Genomic DNA, 24307 nt, shown 5'->3' with positions numbered 1-24307 from the left:
AAAAATAAATGACTAATACTAAAACTTTAGAAGAAAATATTAGCTTTGAAGAAGCTTTAAAAGAGCTTGAGGAAATTGTTAAAAAAATAGATAACGGACAAGAGAGTCTAGAGACGGCAGTTAATAGCTTTGAAAGAGGTATTTTACTTAAGAATCATTGTGAGAAAAAACTAAAAGAAGCTCGGTTAAAAATTGAAAAAATTACTAAACTTGCTGATTCTACGGTGGTCTTAGAAGAGACGGAAGTGTAGTGTTGACATAAAGCATACATTGTACTAATAAGATGACAAAGAAATGTAATTATAGCTTTTCTGCTGAAAAAAATTATAAGTTAATAAGTGAGCGAAAGGTAAGTTTTGAAGAATAATATCAGTTATAGAAAGTAATTGTTTATTGGATATAATAGAACATCCAAATCCTGATAAATATTCAGAAATGTATATAGTTAAATTTAATGAATACGCCTATTTAGTTCCTTTTATTACTGAAGTTGATGGAACAGTTTTTTTTAAAGACTATTATCCCAAGTTGAAAAACTACTCAGAAATATCTAAAAATAGGAAAAAGTAATGAGAAATAAAGAGAATATATCAAATATAATACTAGATGCTGAAGAAAAAGCATTGCTAGAGTCTTTTGAAAATGATGAATGGCAAAGAATTAAAAATTTTGAACAAGAGAAACATATAGCACAAGTAGCAGCAGCTAATTATTTAAAAAAAGATACTCGAATAAATATTCGTATTTCTAGTAGTGATTTAATGAGAATAAAACAAAAAGCTGCTTATGAGGGATTACCTTATCAAACTCTTATTTCTAGTATATTACATAAATATTCAGCAGGACATGGTTAATCATATAATTGACTTTATCTATACCGTTCCTAATATTGTTTTGATGAGTTTTTGTGCGGGATGTTTATATTTAACAAAATACATTATTCCTAATAATTTTCAAAAAGAAGAGCTTGGAAGTTTTGCGGGTTTTTATCGGGTGTAGTCGGTAGTATGTATGCGGTATCAACCGGTTTTATATTAATTTATTTACTCGGTAATTTTAATAAAGCACAAGAAGGGGTGGCAGCAGAATCTATAGTGTTGATGAGGCTTGCAGATAGTGTAGGTTGGCTTCCCCATGAAATGAGACCTGCAATTTATCTAGATATTAAAAATTATACCAAAGATGTAATGCAGCGTGAATGGCAATTAATGAAAGACGGCAAGAAAATCGGTTGTGAAGCTCTTAGTTTCCTCCAAGATATTAATAAGCGACTACAAGCTTATAAAGCAAGTGAGCAAATGCAGTTATTTACTAAGCAGGAAATCATTGAGGAGATAAAAGAGCTTTATACCGTAAGGTATAACAGGATTAAAATGTCCTATTTTCCCTTAAATATTCAATATTGGATAGTTGTATGTATAATGACCGCATGCTTGGTACTAAACTTTATCTACATAACCCCGATTATGGATAAGGAATAGAGAGGAAGGAAGGTTACAAGAGTTATTAAACCTTATATAAATAGGGCACTGAAGGAATAAAATAAAGGTTTAATAACATGTGTAAATATACTACAATATTTTGTATAGTAGATAAATTTTGTAAAATTTATGAGAAATGGGTAAAACATCAATTGCTGAAAAGTAATAAGCAAAGATTTAGAGAAGGTAAGCTTTCCTTAAGTGAAGAACTCTCAATAATGATTTTTACCATTTTAGTGCATATAAACATTTAAAAGCTTATTACCAAAACTTTATTATTAATGGTAATTTGTTCAGGAATCCACCTTGTTATGAGAGATTTGTTCAGCTTATTCCTTCATTATTTCTGCCATTGATTGTGATGTTACATTACTTAAGTGGGAAAAGAACGGGAATTTATTATGCAGATTCCACACATTTTGCAGTATGTAAAAATATCAGAATTAATTCTAACAGAACTTTTAATAATCTTGCAAAAATGGGACGTAGTTCTGTCGATTGGTTTTTTGGATTCAAGCTTCATATGATAATCAATGATAAGGGAGAAATTATTGCTGTTAAAATTACCAAAGGTAATGTTGATGACAGAATTGCATTTGAAGCAATGGTTATCAAAAAGGTCTAAAAGGTAAGTGTTATGATGATAAGGGGTTTATTTCAGAAAAAATGTTTACAAAACTTTATAAGCAAGGTTTAATAAAAATTACCGGAATAAGAAAGGATATGAAAAACTATTTATTACCTCTTTTGGATAAAATCCTTTTAAGGAAGAGATTCATTATCGAAACCATTTTTGGCTACATAAAAGAGAATTTTAATATTACTCCTTCCAGACATCGATCACCTATTAATTTTTTTACTTCTCTATTCTCTGCTCTTATTGCTTACCAACTTAAACCTAATAAACCATGTATTTCTTATCTATAATCGGGATTTTGATAGTAAAATAACAAGATACTGGACATCACCTGAGGAATGGGATAAATGGGAAGAAGAAAAACAGAAAGGTACAGGGAAAGAGAATAAACTAATAAGACCTCGTACAAAATTTGCAATAGAACATTCTAAACGTACTCAATCTAAAGAACCTATATATCATCCAACTCCTGAAAAATTGAATATTAACGAAATAACTCACGATTTAAAGCTAAAAGGCAATACAAAAAGCTTAAAAGACAAATTTGAAAACTTAGCAAAAGAAGCGAAGCAAAGTGGGACACAAGCACAGCAAAGCTCCAAATCTTCAAGTAGTCCTAGCATAAAACCTACAGGTCGCAGTAAAGACGGAAGAAATATCTAAGGTAATTGATGTTATTTCTATGTATATTTTAAGTTGTTTTTTGGATCCCGTGGTCAAGCCACGGGATGACAACGAGTGCGTTTTCCGATCCACACAACAAGCCTTTTTACGAGGATGACATCCTACGTAAAACCAACACTGTACTCATTAATATTATAAGCAAAAATATGAAAAAGTTTAAAGTTAGAGATAGTGACTTAAAATTTTGCCACAACAACATACTAAAGAAAGGAGTAGTTGAGGATAGAATAATACCTCCAAAAGAATGTGATAGACTATAAAGCCTCATTTTAACATTAGTCTTAAATAAGGATTGAACAATAATTTGTAGCGGTACTGCATAAAATGCTGCAAGCCCTATTAATATAACGGGACAGAGAATATTAAATATTTGTTTGTATAACATTATCTGCATTCCTAAAGCAACAATAATGCTGGCAAATAAAGCCCATGCAATCTGTCTTAAAGGGTTTATTTTATCGGCAAGCAGCCCTGCAAAAACGGCTGATATTCCATAGGTAGTAGTAAGAGCTATATTCATAAATCTTATTTCAGGATGATTTATAAAAGCTATTTTTGTTAAAAAAACTCCTAAGAAAATTACTAAAAAGTGGTATACTCCTCCAATAGCACCGTTTACTAATAATGCTATTATAAAGGATAGTTTATTATCTTTTATAATTTGCCGAGCGTCATTTAGAAAGCTTAATACAAGCGAATTTTGCGGCATTCGTCTGTGTTCACGTACTTTTGTACGCTCCGCAGACTCTTCCTTAAATTCATCTTGTCTAAACCTTTCTAAATTTAGCTCTATAGTACTTTTATAATATAAAAATTCGCTACTTTCTTTAAAAAAATTTCTCATCAAAATAGCAAATAAACCAAATATTGCACCGATAAAGAAATTAAAACGCCATAAATATTGCATATCGGAATTACTAGCGTAATAATAAGCTATAGCCGCAAATAATGCTCCTATTTGGCTACAACATGAAACTATTCCTATATTTAAATTTTTCCGATTATTTCCTGTTTTTTCAGCTACATAAACCTTTATTCCGTCAACTTCCCCGGCAAGGCTTGCTAAAAAAACCATTCGACATAATGTTAGTATTACCGTAGCAAAAATACCTATTATCTCAAAGGAAGGAGTAATAGCAATTAATCCGGTAGAAATGCTACTCATGAACATTGATATCTTGATAGATTTAGTACGCCCATATTTATCTCCGATAAATCCAAAAATTAAAGACCCTAAAGGTCGCACTATAACGGCTGCACTAAGAATGGCAAAAAAACCGAGTAGTTGTTTATCCTGCTCTATATTAGGTAAGAAATTTTGTGCAATAATACTAGCCGATAAACCGAATAGAGCATAATCATAATAACGGATAATCGTTGTAAAAAATGCAACTAAAAAAGCTGAATTAGACATATAATATTTTCTTTTGGTGACAACTATGATACCAACTATTTAGGCTGTCTGAAAGAAAATTAATTTAATCTATTTTTACTCTTTTTGTCTACAAATTATAAGATTTTTTTGAAATATGAATAACTATTCCAACAAAAATCTTATTAATTTTCGCTAAAAAATAAAATTAAAGAATTTCAAGCATTAGTAAAATCTAGAAATAAATATAACATATCATTAGTTGACTCTTTAATTGAATCAAGAAGAAAGGAATTTAATAATATGTAAAAGTAAAGAATTGATCTGACAGTTAAGGATTGTTGGGTACGAAGAAAAAAGATAAGATAGTACCTGGCAAGTTTTAACAACCTACTAAAAAGGAGACTGTCAGATGACAACATATCAAGAAAAAATCATAAAGCCAAGAATCGGTTTATTAAAACTCGCTGAACAATTAGGGAATGTATCACAAGCTTGCAAAGTAATGGGTTATAGCAGGGATACATTTTATCGTTACAAAGAGCTCCATGATCAAGGTGGGGAGGGGGGAAGCTCTATATGAGATGACTAGACGTAAAGCTTGCATTAAGAATCGTGTGCCCGCAAATATAGAGGATGCTGTAGTTAATATAGCTGTTGAATTTCCAGCATTTGGTCAGGAACGTGCTGCTAATGAATTACGCAAGAGTGGGATAATCATTTCTGGTGGCGGAGTTAGATCTGTGTGGTTACGTCATGATTTAGAAAGTTTCAAAAAACGTCTAAAAGCTCTAGAGACTAAAGTAGCAAATGATGGTATTGTTTTAAGTGATAATCAACTTGCTGTTCTTGAAAAAGTTAAAAACCAACGTGAAGCTAGTGGTGAAATAGAAACTATGCACCCTGGCTACCTTGGTTCACAAGATACTTACTATGTTGGTAATATTAAAGGCATAGGCCGTATTTATCAGCAAACTTTTGTCGATACCTATTGAGGAGTAGCTATTTGTAAACTCTATACCGAAAAGACGGCTATTACAGCTGCAGACCACTTAAATGATAAGGTTATTCCATTCTTTGCAAACCATGATATCCCTCTGCTTAGAATATTAACTGATAGAGGTACGGAATATTGTGGAAAACCAGAAAACCATGCTTACCAACTATATCTTGGCATTGAGAATATCGATCATTCCAAAACTAAAGCATATAGTCCTCAAACCAACGGTATCTGTGAGCGTTTCCATAAAACTATGCAGGAAGAGTGCTATCACATTCTATTCCGCAAAAAATTTTATAATTCACTTGATGAATTGCAAACAGATATAGATAACTGGCTTGTGAGTTACAATAATGCAAGACCTCATTCCGGTAAACATTGCTTTGGTAAAACACCAATGCAATCTTTTACAGATTCACTTTATATTGCTAAAGATAAAAATATTGGTAATATTGGTAATATAGATAAAAATATTGGTAATATAGAGAGAATATCAGACAATTTGATGATTGCCCATCAAGCTGCCTGATTACTCAACTCTGTCAGATTAAGTCGTAACTTGTACATCTAAGTCCTACTTCTTCTCGCTTTCGATCACTTGGCAGCAGAATTCAATCATCATTATTACAATCACCTCAAGACACCCCAAGCTCTATTGCTACTATATTTTTTGATCACCTAAATTACTGTAACTTAAAATCCAGTTTTTCTAAATGTAGACTTGTTTTTAGAGCCTTAGCAATAACCTTTATACCCTTATCGCTTAGTTGGCTACCTGAAAAATTAACAGTAGTAGTTGTTTTAATGCTTTTTAATTTATCAGCTATTAGCTCTGCTAATTCATCACTTATTTCTTGATAACAAATATTAAGAGAAGCAGGATTGCAGAAAATTTGTTCTTCATATTTATTTTCTGCATTTGTTTTATTTTTCTTGGCTGCATAAATCATTGCCCTCGGCGTTTAAGCTTTCTGCTTTTTTTCTACTATAGTTTTATTTCTTTGCAAATATCCGTTAATTGTGTCCAACGTTGCATTATTTATATAACCCCAAAAAATACCTGTGCTGTTATACCTAAGATTAAGCTCTGTAATAGTAGAATTATCTTTTAGCATTAAGGCTAATTCCTTTGCTCCTTGCTCGCCTATTTTGTTCCATCTAAGATCAAGCGACGTTAAAGAGTTATTAGCTTTTAAGTTTGCCGCTAAGTCTCTCGCTCTAGCCTCGCCTATGTCGTTATAAGAAAGATTAAGCGTTGTATCACCCTTTCTTAAACTATTTGCTTGTCTAGTAAATCCTCTTTTTTCTAGAAATTCTATTAATTCTTTCATATCTCTACCCTTATTAAATTCTATAAATTTTAATATTTTGTTAAAAATGAGCTTATAGACAGAATCATAATAAGGAGCTTTAAGAAAGCAATAGAAATTTAACTAAAAGTATGAATAAATAAATTAGGATTAATTTAAGGGATTTATGAGTATATAGAGGATTAGAGGAAATAATAAGAGTGTTAATAAATGATAATAATTATAATCTATAATGTTGCTGATGTGTCGCTAAACCTTGCAGCTTAACACCGCCTTTAGTACGCATCCATCTTAATAGCTCATCGACACAGTTGCTAAATATTCAACTCGGTTAAGCTTCTGCCACAAGGTTGATGCTTGGAATTTCCCCCCGCCACAGTTAAAGATAAATGAGATTAAGGAGGCTTGTTGGTTAATTAAATTATTAATATTTCTTTTTATAAGGTGATAAATTTACTATTTAGAAGAAAGAGAAAAGCTACTTAGTTTAGAGATTTGGTGAAAGACACTTGATATTTCAGTTAAACGGCAAAAAGCTTGATTTTATACTGTGTCCGCCGTTTGATACGTTTGTAGAAATACTGAAAAATGAAGAATGGCGCACCCGAGAGGAGTCGAACCCCTAACCTTATGATCCGTAGTCATATACTCTATCCAATTGAGCTACGGGTGCTAAGCTTGAAGTACTTATTTCTAAGCCTTATTTCTTGTTGCTAACATACGAAGGAGTATATATAAAAGCATAGCATTTGTCAAGAAACATAGAGTGTTCTTATATTTTTCTAAATAATAAAATATAAGAAATTACAATTAATAGTTGAATTATCGTATTATATATTGTATTATGACTGTGCAAGCAGACAATATATCGGAAAGTGCTAAAAAAAATTAGAGGTAATTAACTCTTTAAATGTTGAGGAAAAGTGGCAAAAAGGTAATGTAATAAATTGTAAGTCGGGAGAAACTTTATTAGAAGAAACGGAAAAATATAACTCTCCTAAGTTAAAGCGTTTGACTCATTGTAGTTGTTTTGCGTATGCTGCTAGTGCAGCCTTGGGGCTTCCAAATAAGTCTCTACTTCCTCATCCTGAAAACGATAAAGATTTATACCTACTTTATCAAATAAGCAAGCTGAGTGGCTTGAAACAGACGGAATAAAGAACGGATGGAATTTTGTTAAAGCAGGAAATCGTGATGATAGTTTTATTCAAGCACAAAAATTTGCTAATCAAGGATATTTTGTTGTATCCGTATATAAAAATGCTAACCCAAAAAGAGCAGGGCATATTGCCGTTGGTAGTACCAAGTAGTAAGGATATAGAGAAAATAAAAAATGAAGGACCGGACACGGCTCAAGCCGGTATTAATTATTTCTTAAAAAATTAATAAATTTTTTACTACAGTACCTAACAACCATATTCTATCATTGACAGTCTATCTCATATGTGGTTATGTCTATACTAAAATATTATATGTAATGATGTTATTTAAAATAAATCCTGAATGGATATTAAATTTTAGAAGTGAAATGTTAACTAGCTGGTTTAAAATATTTCCTTTTTTGCTAGTGATTATTTTTACATTACAATTATTGCGATTGCCTACTGGTTAAATCCAAGAAATAGATTATTTTTGGATTTAGGCTGGCTTATATCATTTGCAACATTATTGAATGTTATTATTAAAAGGGCTTTTTCTATTACTCGCCCGCCTAGTACATTACATATGTTACCTATTAATGATGGATCATTTGGTTTCCCTAGTGGGGATGTACAGGTGGCTACTGTTTTCTTTATGATAATATTTTTATCATTTAATTCAAAAACGTTAAAAATAATATCTATCGCAATGATTATTAATATTATGCTTTCACGCCTATATCTTGGAGTACATAGTATATATGATGTTATAGGCGGTATGATTTTTGGAGTGTTTTAGTTTATAGAAGTAATTTTATACAAGCACAAATAAGTAGATGGGAAAATAGGGCTAAATCTTATTATTATATATTGGCTTTTGTGATAGGTATATGTTTCTTTTTATGGAAAGACAGTCCTTTTCCCTTACTGCTTTTATTACCAATAGGAACTTTAGTGGGTTATGGTATCGTATATATTTGCTTTAAATATAATTCTGATTTGATCTTAAATAATGCTCAAAAAACTATAGGTATAATTATTAGTTTCATTCTGTTATTCTTTTTTTATAAAACTTTTCCTATAATAAAAAATTCAACAATATTATTTAATTTTACACTTTTGCTTAAATTTGCTTTATTACCTGTTTTGATTTATATTTTACTTCCTATGATGCAAAGAGAACTAAAAAATAGATTAAATTAAATTTCTTTCACAAAATCCAATGTACAGATTTATAACTATCCGCAGGATAGTCTAATATATCAAGTATTGACAAAGTACTTACATTATTTATTATAAATATAACATTGAAAATGGTTGTATTATGAGTATCAAACTAGATCCTTACGAACAAGATATTGAAGATAATTTTGAAAAGCAGCAAAAAATTGATGATCCAGCTCTCATTGCATTATTTCAAAAGTCTGCAAAAGCACATCTTAATAAAAAGCGGTCTGTTACTATTAGAATTGCAGAACATGATCATAGAAGCAATAAAAATTAAGGCTTCTAAGCATGGTTTGCCTTATCAAACCTATCTTAATAATTCATTCAGATGCTACTAAATTGTAAATACCAATGATCAAATTTAGATATAATCATGAAAAGAACGCTAAGTTATTGCAAATATAGGCTTTGAAGAAATAATACAGTCGATTGCTGACGGTAATTTATTATATATTAAATTACATCATAATCAAGAGAAATATAAAGGTCAAAAAATTTTATATGTTAGAATGATTGAGCAAGTATATGCAGTACTTTATATAAAAGGTGATAAAGATGCTATTTTCCTTAACACTTTATTTCCTAGCAGAAAAGCAAAAAAGGAATTTTAAAAAAAAATAAGAAATAATATATGAGTTTTATAGAAGAATTTATAAACAAAGGATATTTCCATCAATGTACCGATTTGGATCGGTTAACTGCTATAACGAAAGAAACAAAAATAGCTGCGTATATAGGCTTTGACTGTACTGCTACATCACTCCACATCGGTAGTTTAATGCAGATAATGATTCTGCGATTGCTTCAGCAGTATGGACATAAGCCTATTGTAATTATCGGCGGTGGTACGAGTAAAATCGGTGATCCTTCAGGTAAAGATGAAGCACGTAAAGCTTTGACTAAAGATGATATAAAAAGAAATGCCGAAGGTATTAAAAAGTCACTGTCAAAGTTTATCAAATTCGGTGACGGTAAAAGTGATGCTATTATGCTGGATAACGCAGAGTGGTTAGATTCGCTCAATTATCTAGATTTCCTATGGGATTTCGGTAGCTATTTCTCGGTAAACCGCATGCTGACTATGGATTCAGTAAGGCTAAGGCTTGAGCGTGAGCAGCATTTAAGCTTCTTAGAATTTAACTATATGTTGCTGCAAGCCTATGATTTTTACTATTTAAGCAAGCATTATAATTGCAGTTTGCAGCTTGGCGGTAGCGATCAATGGGGCAATATCGTAATGGGAGTGGATTTAATTCGTAAAATAAGCGGTAAAGAAGTATTCGGTATGACGACGCCGCTACTTACGACTAGCTTAGGTGCTAAAATGGGTAAAACTGCAGTAGGGGCGGTATGGCTTAATGAAGATTTGTTAAGCCCGTATGATTATTACCAATATTGGCGTAACTGTGAAGATGCCGACGTAATTAGATTTGCTAAATTATATAGTGAGCTAACTTCTGAAGAGCTTAATAAATTTGAGAGTTTAGCGGCTGAAGATATTAATTCAGCTAAAAAACAGCTTGCTTATGAGCTAACTAAGCTTTGTCATTCGGAACAAGCGGCAAAATCAGCTCTAGAAACTGCAGTAAAGATATTTGAAGAAGGACAAATCGATGAGAATTTACCTACCGTTGTTTTAGAGCAGGAAGTATTACAAGCAGGTATTAGTGCATATGAATTATTTCATGAAGCAGGGCTTGCTACTTCTAAATCGGAAGCACGCAAGCTTATAAGAGGGAAGGGAGCTAAAATAAATGATGAATTAGTTGCAGATGAGAATATGATAATTAATACTAATTTCTTACTCGATAAAAATGTTATAAAGCTCTCTGCCGGTAAGAAAAGACATATATTGGTTAGGATTTGAATATTTTTCTAGATTACCATGCTCCCTTCAGTTGCAGCATTATTGTATGGCTCAAATATATTACGTCTAATTGAAACTGCAACTTTCAATTAGACAAATTGTATATTTTCTATCTCATGAACCCTTATAACATAAGTTAAATTCAAATTTAAAAAGTAATGACTAAAATAAGGCTTGATGAATATTTGCTGCAAAAAGGTTTTGTAACAGATATTACCATAGCACGAAGCTTGATTATCCAAGGTAAAGTACATAATAAGCATGAGCAGTTAATTAAGCCTGGGATACAGGTTAATATAAATGACACCGACATTAAGGTAAAGTTACCGAAGCATAATTATGTTTCAAGAGGGGCATTAAAATTAATTGCCGCTTTGGATTATTTTAAAATTGATCCTGAAAATTTAGTTTGTATTGATATAGGTAGTAGCACCGGCGGTTTTACAGAAGTATTACTTGAGCGTAAAGCAAAATTAATTTTTGCCGTAGATGTCGGTTATGGCGAACTTCATCCTAAATTACGCGACAATCCACAAATTAAAGTGCTTGAGAAGACTAACGCACGATATTTAACCGATAAGCAAATAACTACCCCTCCTGATTTAATTGTCTGTGATGCCAGTTTTATTAGTTTAACTACTATATTACCGACTGCACTAAATTTAGTTAAAGAAGATTGCATGCTTATTGCTTTAATAAAACCGCAGTTTGAGGTCGAAAAGCATGAAGTAGAGCAGGGAGGAATTATTAAAAATTCTCTCTTACATCAAAAAGTATGTGATAAAATCAAAGATTGGCTTGAGAAAGAGCATAATTTTAAAATATTTGGTATAATAGAAAGTCCTATACTAGGTGCTAAGGGGAATAAGGAGTTTTTAATATGCGGAAAAAGAAAAACGGTTATTTTTCTATAGTGTACAAGTTACGACTTAATCTGACAGAGTTGAGTAATCAGGCAGCTTGATGGGCAATCATCAAATTGTCTGATATTCTCTCTATATTACCAATATTTTTATCTATATTACCAATATTACCAATATTTTTATCTTTAGCAATATAAAGTGAATCTGTAAAAGATTGCATTGGTGTTTTACCAAAGCAATGTTTACCGGAATGAGGTCTTGCATTATTGTAACTCACAAGCCAGTTATCTATATCTGTTTGCAATTCATCAAGTGAATTATAAAATTTTTTGCGGAATAGAATGTGATAGCACTCTTCCTGCATAGTTTTATGGAAACGCTCACAGATACCGTTGGTTTGAGGACTATATGCTTTAGTTTTGGAATGATCGATATTCTCAATGCCAAGATATAGTTGGTAAGCATGGTTTTCTGGTTTTCCACAATATTCCGTACCTCTATCAGTTAATATTCTAAGCAGAGGGATATCATGGTTTGCAAAGAATGGAATAACCTTATCATTTAAGTGGTCTGCAGCTGTAATAGCCGTCTTTTCGGTATAGAGTTTACAAATAGCTACTCCTCAATAGGTATCGACAAAAGTTTGCTGATAAATACGGCCTATGCCTTTAATATTACCAACATAGTAAGTATCTTGTGAACCAAGGTAGCCAGGGTGCATAGTTTCTATTTCACCACTAGCTTCACGTTGGTTTTTAACTTTTTCAAGAACAGCAAGTTGATTATCACTTAAAACAATACCATCATTTGCTACTTTAGTCTCTAGAGCTTTTAGACGTTTTTTGAAACTTTCTAAATCATGACGTAACCACACAGATCTAACTCCGCCACCAGAAATGATTATCCCACTTTTGCGTAATTCATTAGCAGCACGTTCCTGACCAAATGCTGGAAATTCAACAGCTATATTAACTACAGCATCCTCTATATTTGCGGGCACACGATTCTTAATGCAAGCTTTACGTCTAGTCATCTCATATAGAGCTTCCCCCCTCCCCACCTTGATCATGGAGCTCTTTGTAACGATAAAATGTATCCCTGCTATAACCCATTACTTTGCAAGCTTGTGATACATTCCCTAATTGTTCAGCGAGTTTTAATAAACCGATTCTTGGCTTTATGATTTTTTCTTGATATGTTGTCATCTGACAGTCTCCTTTTTAGTAGGTTGTTAAAACTTGCCAGGTACTATCTTATCTTTTTTCTTCGTACCCAACAATCCTTAACTGTCAGATCAATTCTTTACTTTTACATCTATAGCTTATCCTTAATTTGAATTGTTTTAGTAATCATTGTATCTTCTAATGTATAATTATTCAATGTTTTTATAAATGCTTCACTTGCTTCTTTAATAAAATGTTTAAATTGGCATGAATTTGTAATTCTGCAGCTATTAGTATTTTTATTGAAACATTCTACTATATCCATATTAGGTTCTAATTTTTCTATTATATCTCCCAACTTCATAGAAGAAGGGCTAAATGCTAGCTTAATTCCCCCTCCTTTTCCTTTACTACTATTAATATATCCTAATTGTGCTAATCTATGAATCACTTTTACCAAATGATTAAGGGAAATATTATAGTACTCTGATATCTCTTTTACACTACAAATTCTTTCCGGTTTTGAAGCAAGATATATAAGGCTACGTAATCCGTAGTCGGTAAAACTTGTTAACTGCATAAAAATTTTATTTATTTTTACCTTGAATATACAAAAAAACGTCTATATAAGTCTAGTTACTATAATATGTATTTTAAATGCATATTATAGTAAAAGTTATATTATTAAAAAAGAACAAACTATAGTGAGAGAAATAAGAAAAGCTGCTGAGCTATTTAAGAATTTTGATATTACTAAATCTTTAAATTTTTATGGAAATTTAGCAACTAAATATGAAGCAGTGGTAAATGAATTTTTTAATAGTAATAGTTTTAATACTGAAAAACCTGAGAAAGGAATACAGCCAAATGCAATGAAAAATTTTTTAAATCTTACCGGCAGTAGTATTCTAAAGGTTTTAAGTTCATATAGCGAAACAGATGAAGTAGATCTTTTAGAAGTGATCCAACCAGCATTAGAGAATGATCATAAATTTAAAAAGGCAGTATCAAAAATTGTTGGTATACATGTAGGGCGTAATATTCCTTCAGAGTTATAGCTAGACCATAGTAAGTAGGTACATACTATGCTAATATATATGTTATAAATAATAAAATAAATTATGGCAAGCAGTTACAGTTACGATTTAAGAATGAAACTATTCAAAGCTCTAGATGATGGGCTCTCAATTGTTAAAGCATGTAAAATATTCAATATAGGTCGTAACACTATATATAGATGGAAAACTCTTAAATGGGAAACAGGAAAAAGCAAAACCTTATGGTCCAGCAAAGGGTTATAATGCAAAAATAAATCTCAAAGAATTTGAAGAATTAATTATCTAATAATCATGATAAAACAGCTAAAGAATTAAGTATTATACTAGGTAATAGATTACAAAGAACTAGAATAAATTACTATAGAAAACTACTAGGCTACACTTATAAAAAAAAGTCATCTTCATCCCAAAAGGGATATTGGTTTAAGGAATGAATTTATAGAAAAGATACAGCAAATTTCTAAAGAAACTCTAGTATTCATTGATGAGTCAGGAATAGAAGATAATGTTTGTAGAGAATATGGATGGAGTATAAAAGGTACTAGATGTTATGGAAACAAAGTGTATCAACATAAATCCAGGATCAGTATGATAGCGGGGCTTCGTAATAATCAAATTATAGCGCCAGTAATATTTGAAGGAAATTGTAATAAAGAAATATTTACAACCTATGTAGAGACTATATTAACTAAAGAATTACATCCTGGACAAACAGTAATTATGGATAATATCAACTTCCATAAGAATAATATAATAAGAGAATTAATCGAGTCGGTTGGGTGCAGAATTTTATTCTTACCTACATATAGCCCAGACTTAAATCCTATAGAACATTATTGGTTTAAGATTAAGAACGAAATAAGAAAAGTTACGGGGCAATTCAAAGATATCAGTATGGCTGTAGAACACGTACTAAAGTTTATTTAACTGTACCTATTTCCTATGGTCTAGCTATATATCAACCTGTTGCTGAAGAGCTTATATCAAATGTAGATGAGGGTAACACGCTGGTAACGGAAATATTAAATATAGTAGGAAAGCATTTTGTAAGTGCTGAAAAGAAGCAATATGATGAATTAAAAGAAAAGTATAATAAAGTATAATAAAGTCATAAAATAAAAATCGAAATAGAAAGTGCTGATAGAAATACGGCAAAAATAAAATTTTGTAGACAAAATGAACAAAAAGTAATACCCCACAAACATGGGCAGGTCATTACTGTTAAAGTAGGAGAAAAATACAGTGAATTTACAGTTATAAAACCGGTCATGATGAAGAAGGTTATTATTATGAATGCCTAATAAAGAAAAATCCTAATGGAACTATAACAAACTATCTATTTGATTCTGAAAATCAGCTAGTAAAAGTACACCCTTCGTATATTGAATCGGATATAGAAAACAATAAAGATCTCGTTCTTATCAGCGGTGGGTCAGGAGAAAGCCATTCTATTTCTAGAATTAATAGTATAACAAATGAAGAAAATGTTAAGCTTCCCGCCGTTATTCACATTATTCACTCTACTAAAAATAAAAACAGTGACACATTTCAATTAGATGCAGCTGTAAAAAAATTAACTGATATTGCAGCAATATGCGATACTGAAATTCACTATGATAAATTTTATACTCAAGATAGTTATGATAATATTAATGAGAACGATAATATACATTATCATACCGGTAGAATAGCTGAAGAATTTTTATTAGGCATTTAAAAGGTGAAACCTATGAAATTTGCGGTCCTCATTCTTTTAACGATCATGTGCAGCATATATTAGAAGAGAAAATGGGGGTTATGTATACTCAGATTCATGTAGAAGAATTTTGTTCATCAGGAGGAGACTATGATCCATCTCTAAGCGGACAAGAGGGATTATCGAGTATTTGCCCATTTATGAATATGTAGTTTTACAAAAATATAAAGTTAAATATTGCTTATATATTCTAATTAGTGTATTATCCTTACGGATAAGGATTATAAAAATTATAGATAGGTGGGTGTATCCCACCTTTTTTGTTATAAATATCAAATATGCAAACTATTGAACAACAAATAACAAACGTAATAGAAGAATCCTTGACGGATATGGGGTTTGAGTTAGTTCTTGTTAAGTTTAAAGGTTTTAACCCTAAAGTAGTCGAGATATTGATTGATAGCTTAAACGGCGAAAAAATATCTGTGGAAGATTGTACTAAAGCAAGTAGGACTATCTCCGCTATTCTAGATGTTGAAGATTTAATAGAAGATGCATATTCTTTAGAGGTAGCATCAAGCGGTCTTGAACGTCCGTTAGTAAAGTTTGAAAATTATAATAGATTTTTAGGAAGAGAAGTGAAAATCAAACTTAAGGAATTATTGAACGGCAAAACTCGTTATCAGGGTAAAATAATTAAAGCCGAAAATAATAAAATATATTTAAAATGTGAAGAACAAGAAGTACTAATAGATTATAATTTAATTAAAAATGCTAATCTAGTTTTAACTGAAGAAGTATTTAAAAAATTACTAGGTTCTGTGAAAGTTTCTAATTGATTGGCTATTTTGAGGTATTTTAAAAAAATAACCAAAATTAAATCTTTTTAGAAATTGTACGCAAGAACCTAAAGCAATAAGAATAATGTATGTCTAATATAGGTAATGTAGAAATTTTACAAATTATAGATTCTGTAGCCCGTGAGAAAGGAATATCAAAAGAAATTTTGATTTCAACGGTTGAACAAGCGGTACAAGTAGCAGGACGAAAAAAATACGGTAATGAATATAATATTAAAGCTCAGATAAATAGGAAAACCGGTGAGATAAATCTTTTAAGGATCTTAAAAATAGTAGAAAATGTAGAAGATTACTTAACGCAAATCTCACTTGAAGAAGCTTTAATAAAGAATCCGGAAGCTAAAATCGGTGATGAAATATATGAATATTTACCGCCGATTGATCATGCTAGAGTATCGGCTCAAGCTGCAAAACAAGTTATAACTCAACGTGTTATAGAAGCTGAACGTGAAAAACAATATCATGACTTTAAAGATAGAAAAGGCGAAATTATAAACGGGATAGTTAAGAGAATAGAATACGGTGATATAATAGTTGACTTGAGTCGTGCTGAAGCAATAATAAAAAAAGATCAATTAATTAAGGGTGAGCATTTTAAACCTAATGATCGTATAAAAGCATATGTACAGGATGTAAGGCAAGAAACAAAAGGACCGCAGATTTTCTTGTCTAGAGTAGATAACCAGATGCTGGTTAAGCTATTTAAGTTAGAAGTACCTGAAATTCTTGAAGATATTATTCAAATAAAATCAGTAGCACGTGATCCCGGTTCAAAAGCAAAAATAGCGGTATTTGCTTCGGATAGTAGTATAGATCCTGTAGGCTCATGCGTAGGTATTAGAGGTAATAGAGTAAAAGCCGTAATAAATGAATTAAACGGAGAGAAAATTGATATAGTATTATGGAGTAATGATCTTGCACAGTTTATAGTTAATGCTCTTGCACCGCTTGCACCTGGGGAAATCACAAAAATTTTGATTGATGAAGATAGGCATAAGGTAGAAGTAGTAGTTTCGCAAGAAAATCAAAGTATTGCAATAGGTAGAAGAGGGCAGAATGTTCGTTTAGCTTCTAAGCTTACAGGTTGGAATATCGATATAATGACCGAAGAGCAAGAATCAAAAAGAAGAAATGAAGAATTCTTAACTTCTACGGAATTATTTATGGAAGCTTTAGATGTTGAAGAAGTTATAGGTCAGCTTTTATCGGTAACGGGATTTAATTCAGTAGAACAAATTGCTAGTAGTGAGATTAGTACTTTAACAAGAATCGAAGGCTTTGAGGAAGAACTTGCCGTAGAGATCAAAAATCGAGCTATTAATTACGTCGACCTTAAGAATGAAAAGATTATCAAAAAGCTAGAGGATCTAGGAGTTGAGCAAGAATTAATAGATATATTAGAATTACCGCTTGAATTAATATTAAAATTTGCCGAATATGGTATAAAGACCATAGAAGATTTAGGAGAGATGAGCGTAAATGAATTTAAAAATTTAGCTCCAAATTCTAATATAACGGACGAAAATATTAAATTGCTGATTAAAACTGCTAGACAGCACGGTGAATTAAAGGATAGTTAGTGGGTTGGGTGTATGTTATTCCTAGCTAAAAGCAATATTGTTGCATGGCTCGGGTTTATCCGTCATTGCGAGCTGGCATTGTTGCATGGATCAATTCCATCGCTGTCATCCCGCGACTTGATCGCGGGATCTAGCTAAAAATACTAAAATTATTAGTATTTTTAGTTATTTTTTTGGATACCGTGGTCAAGCCACGGTATGACACTGAACGCATTTTTAGAGCCACGCAGCCTACGGCTGCTCGCAATGATGAAAAAAAACTGATCCACGTAACAACATTTCTACGGGAATGACATAATGAAGTAGTAGACGGAAAAAACAGAAACACAAAGGTTTTAAATATGACGGATAACCAGGAAATCAAACCCAAAAAGTTGACACTTGGCAATTCAAAATTATCGCTTAATAAGTCTTTTGACTCTCTTACAGGAGCTCAAAGCTTTGTTAATGCTAAATCTAAAACGCTAGTAGAAGTTAGAAAAAGCTCTACCGGTAGTACTATCCTTTCATTAAATAAAGAAAGAAATAGCTTAGATCAAATTGTTATTGATGCTAATAAGGAAGAATTTAACAGACGTTTATCTATTCTTAAAAAAGCTGCTGAGCAATCTAAATTAAATGACCCTTCACAAATAAGCACTTTAAGTAAACTTGCAAGTATTAACCAGTCTGCTAACTCAAAAATAGAACCGCTAGAAACTGATAAAGAAGTTGAACAAAAACAGCAAAATACCGAAGAAAATAAAGTAGAAGTTAGTGCTAAAATCGTTCAAGATGATGAAGATACACCGTCACAAATACCTAAAAAGAAAGAAGAAACTTTTGTAAAGTCTCCTTTAGTAGGAATGCGAACACGTTACGGTATAGAATCAGAGAAAGAATTAGATAAAACAGCAGATAGTAAAGTAGTCGCACCAAAAATTAAGCTAGAAGAGCCAAAAAAATTCAAAAAAGCCGATCTTTTCAATATGCTTAGCGACGACGAAAGCGGCAGCGGTAGAACTAGAAGTCTTGCTTCTATAAAAAGAGCTAGAGAAAAAGAAAAGCGCAAATTAGTATCACAAACACCTGAGAAAGTATATAGAGAAGTGACGATACCGGAAGTTATCGGAGTCGGCGATCTTGCAAATGCTATGTCTGAAAGAGTGGCTGATGTAATTAAAGAATTAATGAAACTCGGTATTCTTGCAAATGCTAGCCAAACAATAGATGCCGATACGGCAGAACTAGTTGCAACAAATTTAGGGCATACGGTAAAAAGAGTCCAAGAATCAGATGTTGAAAATGTTTTAATTAGTGATGATAAGGTTGAAGATTTAAGAACGCGTGCTCCGGTTGTGACGGTAATGGGGCATGTCGATCATGGTAAAACCTCATTGCTTGACGCTCTTAAATCTACGGATATTGCTGCAGGTGAGCTAGGCGGCATTACCCAACATATCGGGGCTTATAGAGTAACTCTTGCAGATGGTAGAGCGATTACTTTTATTGATACTCCGGGGCATGAAGCTTTTTCGGAAATGCGGTCAAGAGGTGCTAAAGTAACGGATATAGTTATTATAGTGGTCGCAGCAGATGATGGAATCAAAACGCAAACGGTTGAGGCAATTAATCATGCGAAAGCAGCGGGTGTTCCTACAATTGTAGCTATTAATAAGATTGATAAGCCTGATATTGATATTGAGCGTGTAAAGAACGAATTATATGTCCACGAAATTATCGGCGAAGAGGCAGGTGGCGACGTTATGGTTATTCCTATCTCGGCACTAAAGAAAATTAACTTAGATAAACTTGAAGAAGCAATTTTATTAATTGCAGAAATGCAGGATTTAAAGGCAAGCCCTTTCGGTTCAGCTGCCGGTGTTGTAATCGAGTCAAAAATTGAAAAAGGAAGAGGAACGCTAACTACTATATTAGTTCAGCGAGGTACTTTAAGAAACGGTGATATTATAATAGCCGGTTCTTCTTACGGCAAAGTTAAAAAGATGACCAATGATAAGGGACTAGAAATAGCGGAAGCAACTCCGTCTGTTCCTGTAGAAATTCAGGGTTTAAACGAAGTACCTTTTGCCGGCGATAAATTTAACGTAGTACAAAATGAGAAACAAGCAAAAGATATAGCTGAATATAGAATGCGTCTTGCTAAAGAAAAGAAAATATCTATTGCACCGCGTTCAAGTTTAGAAGATTTATTTTTAAAAGCTTCCGGTAATAGTAAAATTAAGGAATTACTTTTAATTATTAAAGGTGATGTTCAAGGGTCGGTTGAAGCTATTTCAGGTAGCTTATTAAAATTACCGAGTGATGAAATAAAGCTTCGTATACTTCATAGCGGCGTAGGTCCGATAACGGAATCCGATGTATCTCTTGCCCATGCTTCTTCGGCTATTATTGTTGGCTTTAACGTTAGAGCAGGGGCAAATGCTTTAACTGCTGCAGAAAAAGAAAAAGTCGATATTAGATATTATAGTATAATATATAATTTAATTGATGACGTAAAAGCCATTATGAGCGGTATGCTTGATCCGATCGTTAGAGAGCAGTATATCGGAAGCGTAGAAATTAGACAAATATTCAATATTACCAAAGTCGGTAAAATCGCCGGTAGCTATGTAACTAAAGGGATTATTAAGAAAGGGGCGGGCGTACGCTTATTACGTGATAATGTAGTCATTCATGAAGGAAAACTCAAAACTTTAAAACGCTTTAAAGATGAAGTTAAAGAGGTTAGAGAAGGATATGAGTGTGGTATAGCATTTGAAAATTACGAAGATATTAGAGAAGGAGACACAGTTGAAGTTTTTGAGCTAATTCAAGAACAAAGACAATTATAATATACTCGTTGAACAAAATTGGCTACATTATCATACAAGTACTCCGGCGTTGTTGCATGGATACTACTAAAATGTACAAGTTACGACTTAATCTGACAGAGTTGAGTAATAAGGCAGCTTGATGGGCAATCATCAAATTGTCTGATATTCTCTCTATATTACCAATATTTTTATCTATATTACCAATATTACCAATATTTTTATCTTTAGCAATATAAAGTGAATCTGTAAAAGATTGCATTGGTGTTTTACCAAAGCAATGTTTACCGGAATGAGGTCTTGCATTATTGTAACTCACAAGCCAGTTATCTATATCTGTTTGCAATTCATCAAGTGAATTATAAAATTTTTTGCGGAATAGAATGTGATAGCACTCTTCCTGCATAGTTTTATGGAAACGCTCACAGATACCGTTGGTTTGAGGACTATATGCTTTAGTTTTGGAATGATCGATATTCTCAATGCCAAGATATAGTTGGTAAGCATGGTTTTCTGGTTTTCCACAATATTCCGTACCTCTATCAGTTAATATTCTAAGCAGAGGGATATCATGGTTTGCAAAGAATGGAATAACCTTATCATTTAAGTGGTCTGCAGCTGTAATAGCCGTCTTTTCGGTATAGAGTTTACAAATAGCTACTCCTCAATAGGTATCGACAAAAGTTTGCTGATAAATACGGCCTATGCCTTTAATATTACCAACATAGTAAGTATCTTGTGAACCAAGGTAGCCAGGGTGCATAGTTTCTATTTCACCACTAGCTTCACGTTGGTTTTTAACTTTTTCAAGAACAGCAAGTTGATTATCACTTAAAACAATACCATCATTTGCTACTTTAGTCTCTAGAGCTTTTAGACGTTTTTTGAAACTTTCTAAATCATGACGTAACCACACAGATCTAACTCCGCCACCAGAAATGATTATCCCACTTTTGCGTAATTCATTAGCAGCACGTTCCTGACCAAATGCTGGAAATTCAACAGCTATATTAACTACAGCATCCTCTATATTTGCGGGCACACGATTCTTAATGCAAGCTTTACGTCTAGTCATCTCATATAGAGCTTCCCCCCTCCCCACCTTGATCATGGAGCTCTTTGTAACGATAAAATGTATCCCTGCTATAACCCATTGCTTTGCAAGCTTGTGATACATTCCCTAATTGTTCAGCGAGTTTTAATAAACCGATTCTTGGCTTTATGATTTTTTCTTGATATGTTGTCATCTGACAGTCTCCTTTTTAGTAGGTTGTTAAAACTTGCCAGGTACTATCTTATCTTTTTTCTTCGTACCCAACAATCCTTAACTGTCAGATCAATTCTTTACTTTTACAAATAATAACAAACTCCTGAGATTACTTCGTAATTTCCTCGCAATGACGAAAAGTTAGAACCACGCAACAACGCCCTGCTTTCGCGGGAATGACATTTAGTAGAATATCCCTCTTTGATAAATTAATCAATTTTAAGTAAAATATAATAAAAAGTTAATAATTATTAGCCTTTATCTTGATCTCCTCATAATTTCTATTATAATGCAATGCTGATTATTATAATAAGAAATGAGGAAGAATTATGGCAATAACATCAATTTTTAATAATTTACAAAATTTAATCACATATAATATTTCTCCAAAGCCTGCCTCCTATCTTGCTAACGATGAATTTGAGTTTATAACTTATCCAAAGCAAACTACTAATCAAGAAGAAAATACTGATTTTTTAAATTCTAAAACAACCTCACAAGAAGTAGTAAAAGATCAGCCAGATACTCTAGGCATCTCTCAAATCGAATATACTGATATTATGAATGAAGCTGATAATATAATTAGTACACCTGCAAGCATAACTAACACACCTGAAAGTAAAGGTTTTTTCAGTACATTTAGTCCATCATTAAAAACAGTTTATGATTTTGGAGTAAAGAGTTTTAATATTATAAAAAATACATCTAGTATTCTTTCTTCTAAAGTTGCTAAAACTTTTAATTTTATGAGTAATAAAGTTTTTTCTTATTTAAACAATAACGCTGAAGAAACATTTAATCTCTTAGATCAACTTGAAACTCTTTCTGATAATGAGTTAGTAGAAGAAATTTTAAATACGCCTGAAAATGAATTAGATGAAGTTTTTGAAAAGATGACATATAAAAAATTGGCAAAATTAATTAATAATATTTCTGATGAGCAAGCACAAAAATTAGTTAATTATATTATGCCTTGGCATCTTGAAAAAGTAATAGATTTAATTACACGAGATAAGTTGGATAAATTATTTAATGAAAACCCTAATAATCTTTCTTTAGAAGAACTTACAGAGCAGGAACTAAAAAAATTATCAAATGAGAATATTTCTGATGAATGGCTTGAAAATATAATTATTTTAGCAGGAGAAGAAAAACTTGCAGAAAATTTTGATATTATTCCAAATAAAAATTTAGTAAGAATCGTTAGTAGTATTCCAAATAATAAATTAGCAAAGTTAATTAATAACGCCTCAGATGAAAGTCTAGTAAGAATCATTGATATTATTGACTCGGATAATTATGATTTATCGAAATCATTAGTTGGGCAAATAATAACCTTAATACATGACAAGAAGTGTGCAAAGCAAGAATCAGGTGAAGTATCTGATAGTGATTCCGGATTCTCTGATTGTGAAGATGAAATAGAAGTATCAGACAATCAAGTAGAACACTCTAATAGTGATTTTACTATGAAGTTATCAGGTGAATTATCTTATAATTATTTTGGAGTCTTTATGAAGGATGATGTAGTATACGTATAATAAAGCTCTTATGTCATTTCGTTGATCACAGGAATCCAGTAAATGGATTCCTACTTTTAACTAGGAATGACATAATTGATTGCTATTTTAGCATCAGGAGGGCGTATGTATAGCGGTTCGATAGAGCTGTTTAACTTTATATCGCTCGACAATTTATTAACAATATATCTACAAATAACCCAGGCTTTAACTCGTGCAAAACGTGGCAAGGTTATTATACTCGGTAAATGCATAATTTGGTGATATATAAATTCAAGTCCGCTACCGCAACAAACTATATTCCCTTTCTCATTTGTAAGCAGTTTTATAGCATACTCGAAATCTATCAATAACGGCTCTTCTATTTTCCCTGATTTATGAAAAACTTGCATATAAAGCTGTGAGCGATAAGCGTTTAAAAAGACATATATTTTATCATAATCTTTAACTTGAGTTATGGCTCTAAAGTAGGCATATTCAAAATTGCTAACCGCTAATGCTTTAATATTTTCCTTGGCAAATAATATACCTTTAGCACTAGCAAGTCCTATTCTAATGCCGGTAAAGCTACCGGGTCCGTTAGTTACCGCTAAATAATCTAAATCATCATATGAACATTTAGCTGCTTTCATCACGTCTTCTATCATCGGCATTAGATTTTCTGCTTGCATAGAAGGGCGTAATTCTTCTATATATGCAAGGATATTCTCATTTTCGGATATTGCTACCGATGCAGTATTATTGACTGTGTCAAATGCTAGTATTTTCAT

21 protein-coding genes, 1 tRNA gene and 9 pseudogenes are annotated in these 24307 nt (G+C 32.1%); 21 read left to right on the top strand and 10 right to left on the bottom strand.

All coding sequences use genetic code 11. The features are described from left to right. The first annotated feature begins 8 nt into the window (after positions 1–8). The 6 genes from RMONA_RS06210 to RMONA_RS06185 all read left to right on the top strand — a co-directional run bounded on the left by RMONA_RS06210 (position 9) and on the right by RMONA_RS06185 (position 2781). Entirely contained in the window at positions 9–251 is a 243-nt protein-coding gene (locus RMONA_RS06210) for an exodeoxyribonuclease VII small subunit (protein WP_008580037.1), read from the top strand. 318 nt (positions 252–569) lie between these two features. After that, positions 570–854 carry a CopG family antitoxin gene (locus RMONA_RS06200; protein ID WP_023508084.1) on the top strand — a complete coding sequence of 95 codons (285 nt, stop codon included), beginning with the start codon at positions 570–572 and terminating at the stop codon, positions 852–854. Between the two features lie 153 nt (positions 855–1007). Further along, positions 1008–1481: a bestrophin-like domain gene (locus tag RMONA_RS06195; RefSeq protein ID WP_023508086.1), complete on the top strand. Its 474-nt coding sequence runs from the start codon at positions 1008–1010 to the stop codon at positions 1479–1481. 361 nt (positions 1482–1842) lie between these two features. Further along, a complete protein-coding gene (locus RMONA_RS11010) occupies positions 1843–2106 on the top strand; it encodes a transposase (protein ID WP_023507103.1) in 264 nt (87 codons plus the stop codon). A gap of 41 nt (positions 2107–2147) precedes the next feature. After that, a complete protein-coding gene (locus RMONA_RS11005) occupies positions 2148–2408 on the top strand; it encodes a transposase (RefSeq protein WP_023507387.1) in 261 nt (86 codons plus the stop codon). Between the two features lie 187 nt (positions 2409–2595). Next, positions 2596–2781 (top strand): hypothetical protein, encoded by a 186-nt coding sequence (locus RMONA_RS06185; RefSeq protein ID WP_037231690.1) that lies wholly within the window; start codon positions 2596–2598, stop codon positions 2779–2781. A 106-nt stretch (positions 2782–2887) separates the two neighbouring features. Here the strand turns inward: RMONA_RS06185 and RMONA_RS06180 are convergent, their stop codons facing one another. Further along, positions 2888–4216, bottom strand: a complete 1329-nt coding sequence (locus RMONA_RS06180; RefSeq protein ID WP_023508089.1) for an MFS transporter — start codon at positions 4214–4216, stop codon at positions 2888–2890. 153 nt (positions 4217–4369) lie between these two features. Here RMONA_RS06180 and RMONA_RS08775 point away from each other — a divergent pair. Together RMONA_RS08775 and RMONA_RS06175 are read left to right on the top strand one after the other, a co-directional pair. Next, positions 4370–4483 (top strand): annotated as a pseudogene (locus RMONA_RS08775) (AbrB/MazE/SpoVT family DNA-binding domain-containing protein); the annotation flags it as partial. Positions 4484–4586: 103 nt separating this feature from the next. Then, a pseudogene (locus RMONA_RS06175) lies at positions 4587–5703 on the top strand (IS481 family transposase). Positions 5704–5857: 154 nt separating this feature from the next. On the opposite strand, the gene RMONA_RS06170 reads toward RMONA_RS06175, so the two are convergent. The 4 genes from RMONA_RS06170 to RMONA_RS06160 all read right to left on the bottom strand — a co-directional run bounded on the left by RMONA_RS06170 (position 5858) and on the right by RMONA_RS06160 (position 7157). Further along, complete coding sequence (locus RMONA_RS06170) at positions 5858–6124, bottom strand: hypothetical protein (protein WP_023508090.1); 267 nt, start codon at positions 6122–6124, stop codon at positions 5858–5860. Positions 6125–6136: 12 nt separating this feature from the next. After that, the gene (locus tag RMONA_RS06165; RefSeq protein WP_023508091.1) at positions 6137–6505 is read right to left on the bottom strand and encodes a Ran GTPase-activating protein (RanGAP) involved in mRNA processing and transport; all 369 of its coding nucleotides are present in this window, start codon (positions 6503–6505) and stop codon (positions 6137–6139) included. A gap of 270 nt (positions 6506–6775) precedes the next feature. Beyond that, positions 6776–6871: a hypothetical protein gene (locus tag RMONA_RS11560; RefSeq protein WP_371256148.1), complete on the bottom strand. Its 96-nt coding sequence runs from the start codon at positions 6869–6871 to the stop codon at positions 6776–6778. Between the two features lie 209 nt (positions 6872–7080). Continuing rightward, positions 7081–7157, bottom strand: a tRNA-Arg gene (locus tag RMONA_RS06160). Positions 7158–7744: 587 nt separating this feature from the next. Between RMONA_RS06160 and RMONA_RS11000 the strand changes: the two genes are divergently transcribed. The 6 genes and pseudogenes from RMONA_RS11000 (at position 7745) to RMONA_RS06125 (ending at position 11631) form a co-directional block, all read left to right on the top strand. After that, on the top strand, positions 7745–7870 hold the full coding sequence (locus tag RMONA_RS11000) for a hypothetical protein (protein ID WP_277914367.1): 126 nt from the start codon (positions 7745–7747) through the stop codon (positions 7868–7870). 282 nt (positions 7871–8152) lie between these two features. Then, on the top strand, positions 8153–8422 hold the full coding sequence (locus RMONA_RS10555) for a phosphatase PAP2 family protein (protein WP_242402811.1): 270 nt from the start codon (positions 8153–8155) through the stop codon (positions 8420–8422). Positions 8423–8947: 525 nt separating this feature from the next. After that, a pseudogene (locus tag RMONA_RS06140) lies at positions 8948–9195 on the top strand (CopG family antitoxin). Between the two features lie 6 nt (positions 9196–9201). After that, positions 9202–9478 (top strand): annotated as a pseudogene (locus tag RMONA_RS06135) (hypothetical protein). A gap of 3 nt (positions 9479–9481) precedes the next feature. After that, the gene (tyrS, locus tag RMONA_RS06130) at positions 9482–10717 is read left to right on the top strand and encodes a tyrosine--tRNA ligase (protein WP_023508097.1); all 1236 of its coding nucleotides are present in this window, start codon (positions 9482–9484) and stop codon (positions 10715–10717) included. A gap of 158 nt (positions 10718–10875) precedes the next feature. Further along, positions 10876–11631 carry a TlyA family RNA methyltransferase gene (locus tag RMONA_RS06125; RefSeq protein ID WP_023508098.1) on the top strand — a complete coding sequence of 252 codons (756 nt, stop codon included), beginning with the start codon at positions 10876–10878 and terminating at the stop codon, positions 11629–11631. Positions 11632–11668: 37 nt separating this feature from the next. Here RMONA_RS06125 and RMONA_RS06120 read toward each other — a convergent pair. Further along, positions 11669–12785: pseudogene (locus tag RMONA_RS06120) on the bottom strand (IS481 family transposase). Between the two features lie 109 nt (positions 12786–12894). Further along, positions 12895–13323, bottom strand: coding sequence for an Rrf2 family transcriptional regulator (locus RMONA_RS06115; RefSeq protein ID WP_023508099.1), 429 nt, complete (start codon positions 13321–13323; stop codon positions 12895–12897). A 124-nt stretch (positions 13324–13447) separates the two neighbouring features. On the opposite strand from RMONA_RS06115, the gene RMONA_RS06110 reads away from it, so the two are divergent. The 5 genes and pseudogenes from RMONA_RS06110 to nusA all read left to right on the top strand — a co-directional run bounded on the left by RMONA_RS06110 (position 13448) and on the right by nusA (position 17937). Then, on the top strand, positions 13448–13801 hold the full coding sequence (locus tag RMONA_RS06110) for a hypothetical protein (RefSeq protein WP_242402810.1): 354 nt from the start codon (positions 13448–13450) through the stop codon (positions 13799–13801). A 63-nt stretch (positions 13802–13864) separates the two neighbouring features. Further along, a pseudogene (locus RMONA_RS08755) lies at positions 13865–14728 on the top strand (IS630 family transposase). Positions 14729–15305: 577 nt separating this feature from the next. After that, positions 15306–15620: pseudogene (locus tag RMONA_RS11300) on the top strand (ferredoxin reductase domain-containing protein). A 215-nt stretch (positions 15621–15835) separates the two neighbouring features. Further along, on the top strand, positions 15836–16336 hold the full coding sequence (rimP, locus tag RMONA_RS06100; RefSeq protein WP_023508101.1) for a ribosome maturation factor RimP: 501 nt from the start codon (positions 15836–15838) through the stop codon (positions 16334–16336). 89 nt (positions 16337–16425) lie between these two features. Beyond that, the gene (nusA, locus tag RMONA_RS06095; RefSeq protein ID WP_023508102.1) at positions 16426–17937 is read left to right on the top strand and encodes a transcription termination factor NusA; all 1512 of its coding nucleotides are present in this window, start codon (positions 16426–16428) and stop codon (positions 17935–17937) included. 133 nt (positions 17938–18070) lie between these two features. Here the strand turns inward: nusA and RMONA_RS11555 are convergent. Further along, positions 18071–18167 (bottom strand): annotated as a pseudogene (locus RMONA_RS11555) (permease); the annotation flags it as partial. A gap of 111 nt (positions 18168–18278) precedes the next feature. Here RMONA_RS11555 and infB point away from each other — a divergent pair. After that, positions 18279–20771: a translation initiation factor IF-2 gene (gene infB, locus RMONA_RS06090; protein WP_023508103.1), complete on the top strand. Its 2493-nt coding sequence runs from the start codon at positions 18279–18281 to the stop codon at positions 20769–20771. Between the two features lie 184 nt (positions 20772–20955). On the opposite strand, the pseudogene RMONA_RS08745 reads toward infB, so the two are convergent. Then, positions 20956–21997: pseudogene (locus RMONA_RS08745) on the bottom strand (IS481 family transposase); the annotation flags it as partial. A 349-nt stretch (positions 21998–22346) separates the two neighbouring features. On the opposite strand from RMONA_RS08745, the gene RMONA_RS06070 reads away from it, so the two are divergent. Next, positions 22347–23558, top strand: a complete 1212-nt coding sequence (locus tag RMONA_RS06070; RefSeq protein WP_023508105.1) for a hypothetical protein — start codon at positions 22347–22349, stop codon at positions 23556–23558. A 56-nt stretch (positions 23559–23614) separates the two neighbouring features. Here the strand turns inward: RMONA_RS06070 and tsaB are convergent, their stop codons facing one another. Further along, the gene (gene tsaB / locus RMONA_RS06065) at positions 23615–24307 is read right to left on the bottom strand and encodes a tRNA (adenosine(37)-N6)-threonylcarbamoyltransferase complex dimerization subunit type 1 TsaB (RefSeq protein WP_023508106.1); all 693 of its coding nucleotides are present in this window, start codon (positions 24305–24307) and stop codon (positions 23615–23617) included.

This window comes from Rickettsia monacensis, assembly GCF_000499665.2.
GTDB classification, from domain to species: domain Bacteria; phylum Pseudomonadota; class Alphaproteobacteria; order Rickettsiales; family Rickettsiaceae; genus Rickettsia; species Rickettsia tamurae.
The sequence above is the reverse complement of the archived record's forward strand: the minus strand, read 5'-3'. Positions and strand labels throughout refer to the sequence as shown.

Bases quoted from the DNA above. Each gene is read 5' to 3' on its own strand.
- tyrS (WP_023508097.1), top strand. From the start codon at position 9,482: ATGAGTTTTATAGAAGAATTTATAAACAAAGGATATTTCCATCAATGT.
- RMONA_RS06125 (WP_023508098.1), top strand. From the start codon at position 10,876: ATGACTAAAATAAGGCTTGATGAATATTTGCTGCAAAAAGGTTTTGTA.
- RMONA_RS06210 (WP_008580037.1), top strand. From the start codon at position 9: ATGACTAATACTAAAACTTTAGAAGAAAATATTAGCTTTGAAGAAGCT.
- tsaB (WP_023508106.1), bottom strand. From the start codon at position 24,307: ATGAAAATACTAGCATTTGACACAGTCAATAATACTGCATCGGTAGCA.
- RMONA_RS06180 (WP_023508089.1), bottom strand. From the start codon at position 4,216: ATGTCTAATTCAGCTTTTTTAGTTGCATTTTTTACAACGATTATCCGT.
- RMONA_RS06195 (WP_023508086.1), top strand. From the start codon at position 1,008: ATGTATGCGGTATCAACCGGTTTTATATTAATTTATTTACTCGGTAAT.
- RMONA_RS11010 (WP_023507103.1), top strand. From the start codon at position 1,843: ATGTTACATTACTTAAGTGGGAAAAGAACGGGAATTTATTATGCAGAT.
- RMONA_RS11005 (WP_023507387.1), top strand. From the start codon at position 2,148: ATGTTTACAAAACTTTATAAGCAAGGTTTAATAAAAATTACCGGAATA.
- RMONA_RS11000 (WP_277914367.1), top strand. From the start codon at position 7,745: ATGCTAACCCAAAAAGAGCAGGGCATATTGCCGTTGGTAGTACCAAGT.
- RMONA_RS06200 (WP_023508084.1), top strand. From the start codon at position 570: ATGAGAAATAAAGAGAATATATCAAATATAATACTAGATGCTGAAGAA.
- RMONA_RS06165 (WP_023508091.1), bottom strand. From the start codon at position 6,505: ATGAAAGAATTAATAGAATTTCTAGAAAAAAGAGGATTTACTAGACAA.
- nusA (WP_023508102.1), top strand. From the start codon at position 16,426: ATGTCTAATATAGGTAATGTAGAAATTTTACAAATTATAGATTCTGTA.
- RMONA_RS06170 (WP_023508090.1), bottom strand. From the start codon at position 6,124: ATGATTTATGCAGCCAAGAAAAATAAAACAAATGCAGAAAATAAATAT.
- infB (WP_023508103.1), top strand. From the start codon at position 18,279: ATGACGGATAACCAGGAAATCAAACCCAAAAAGTTGACACTTGGCAAT.
- rimP (WP_023508101.1), top strand. From the start codon at position 15,836: ATGCAAACTATTGAACAACAAATAACAAACGTAATAGAAGAATCCTTG.
- RMONA_RS06070 (WP_023508105.1), top strand. From the start codon at position 22,347: ATGGCAATAACATCAATTTTTAATAATTTACAAAATTTAATCACATAT.
- RMONA_RS06115 (WP_023508099.1), bottom strand. From the start codon at position 13,323: ATGCAGTTAACAAGTTTTACCGACTACGGATTACGTAGCCTTATATAT.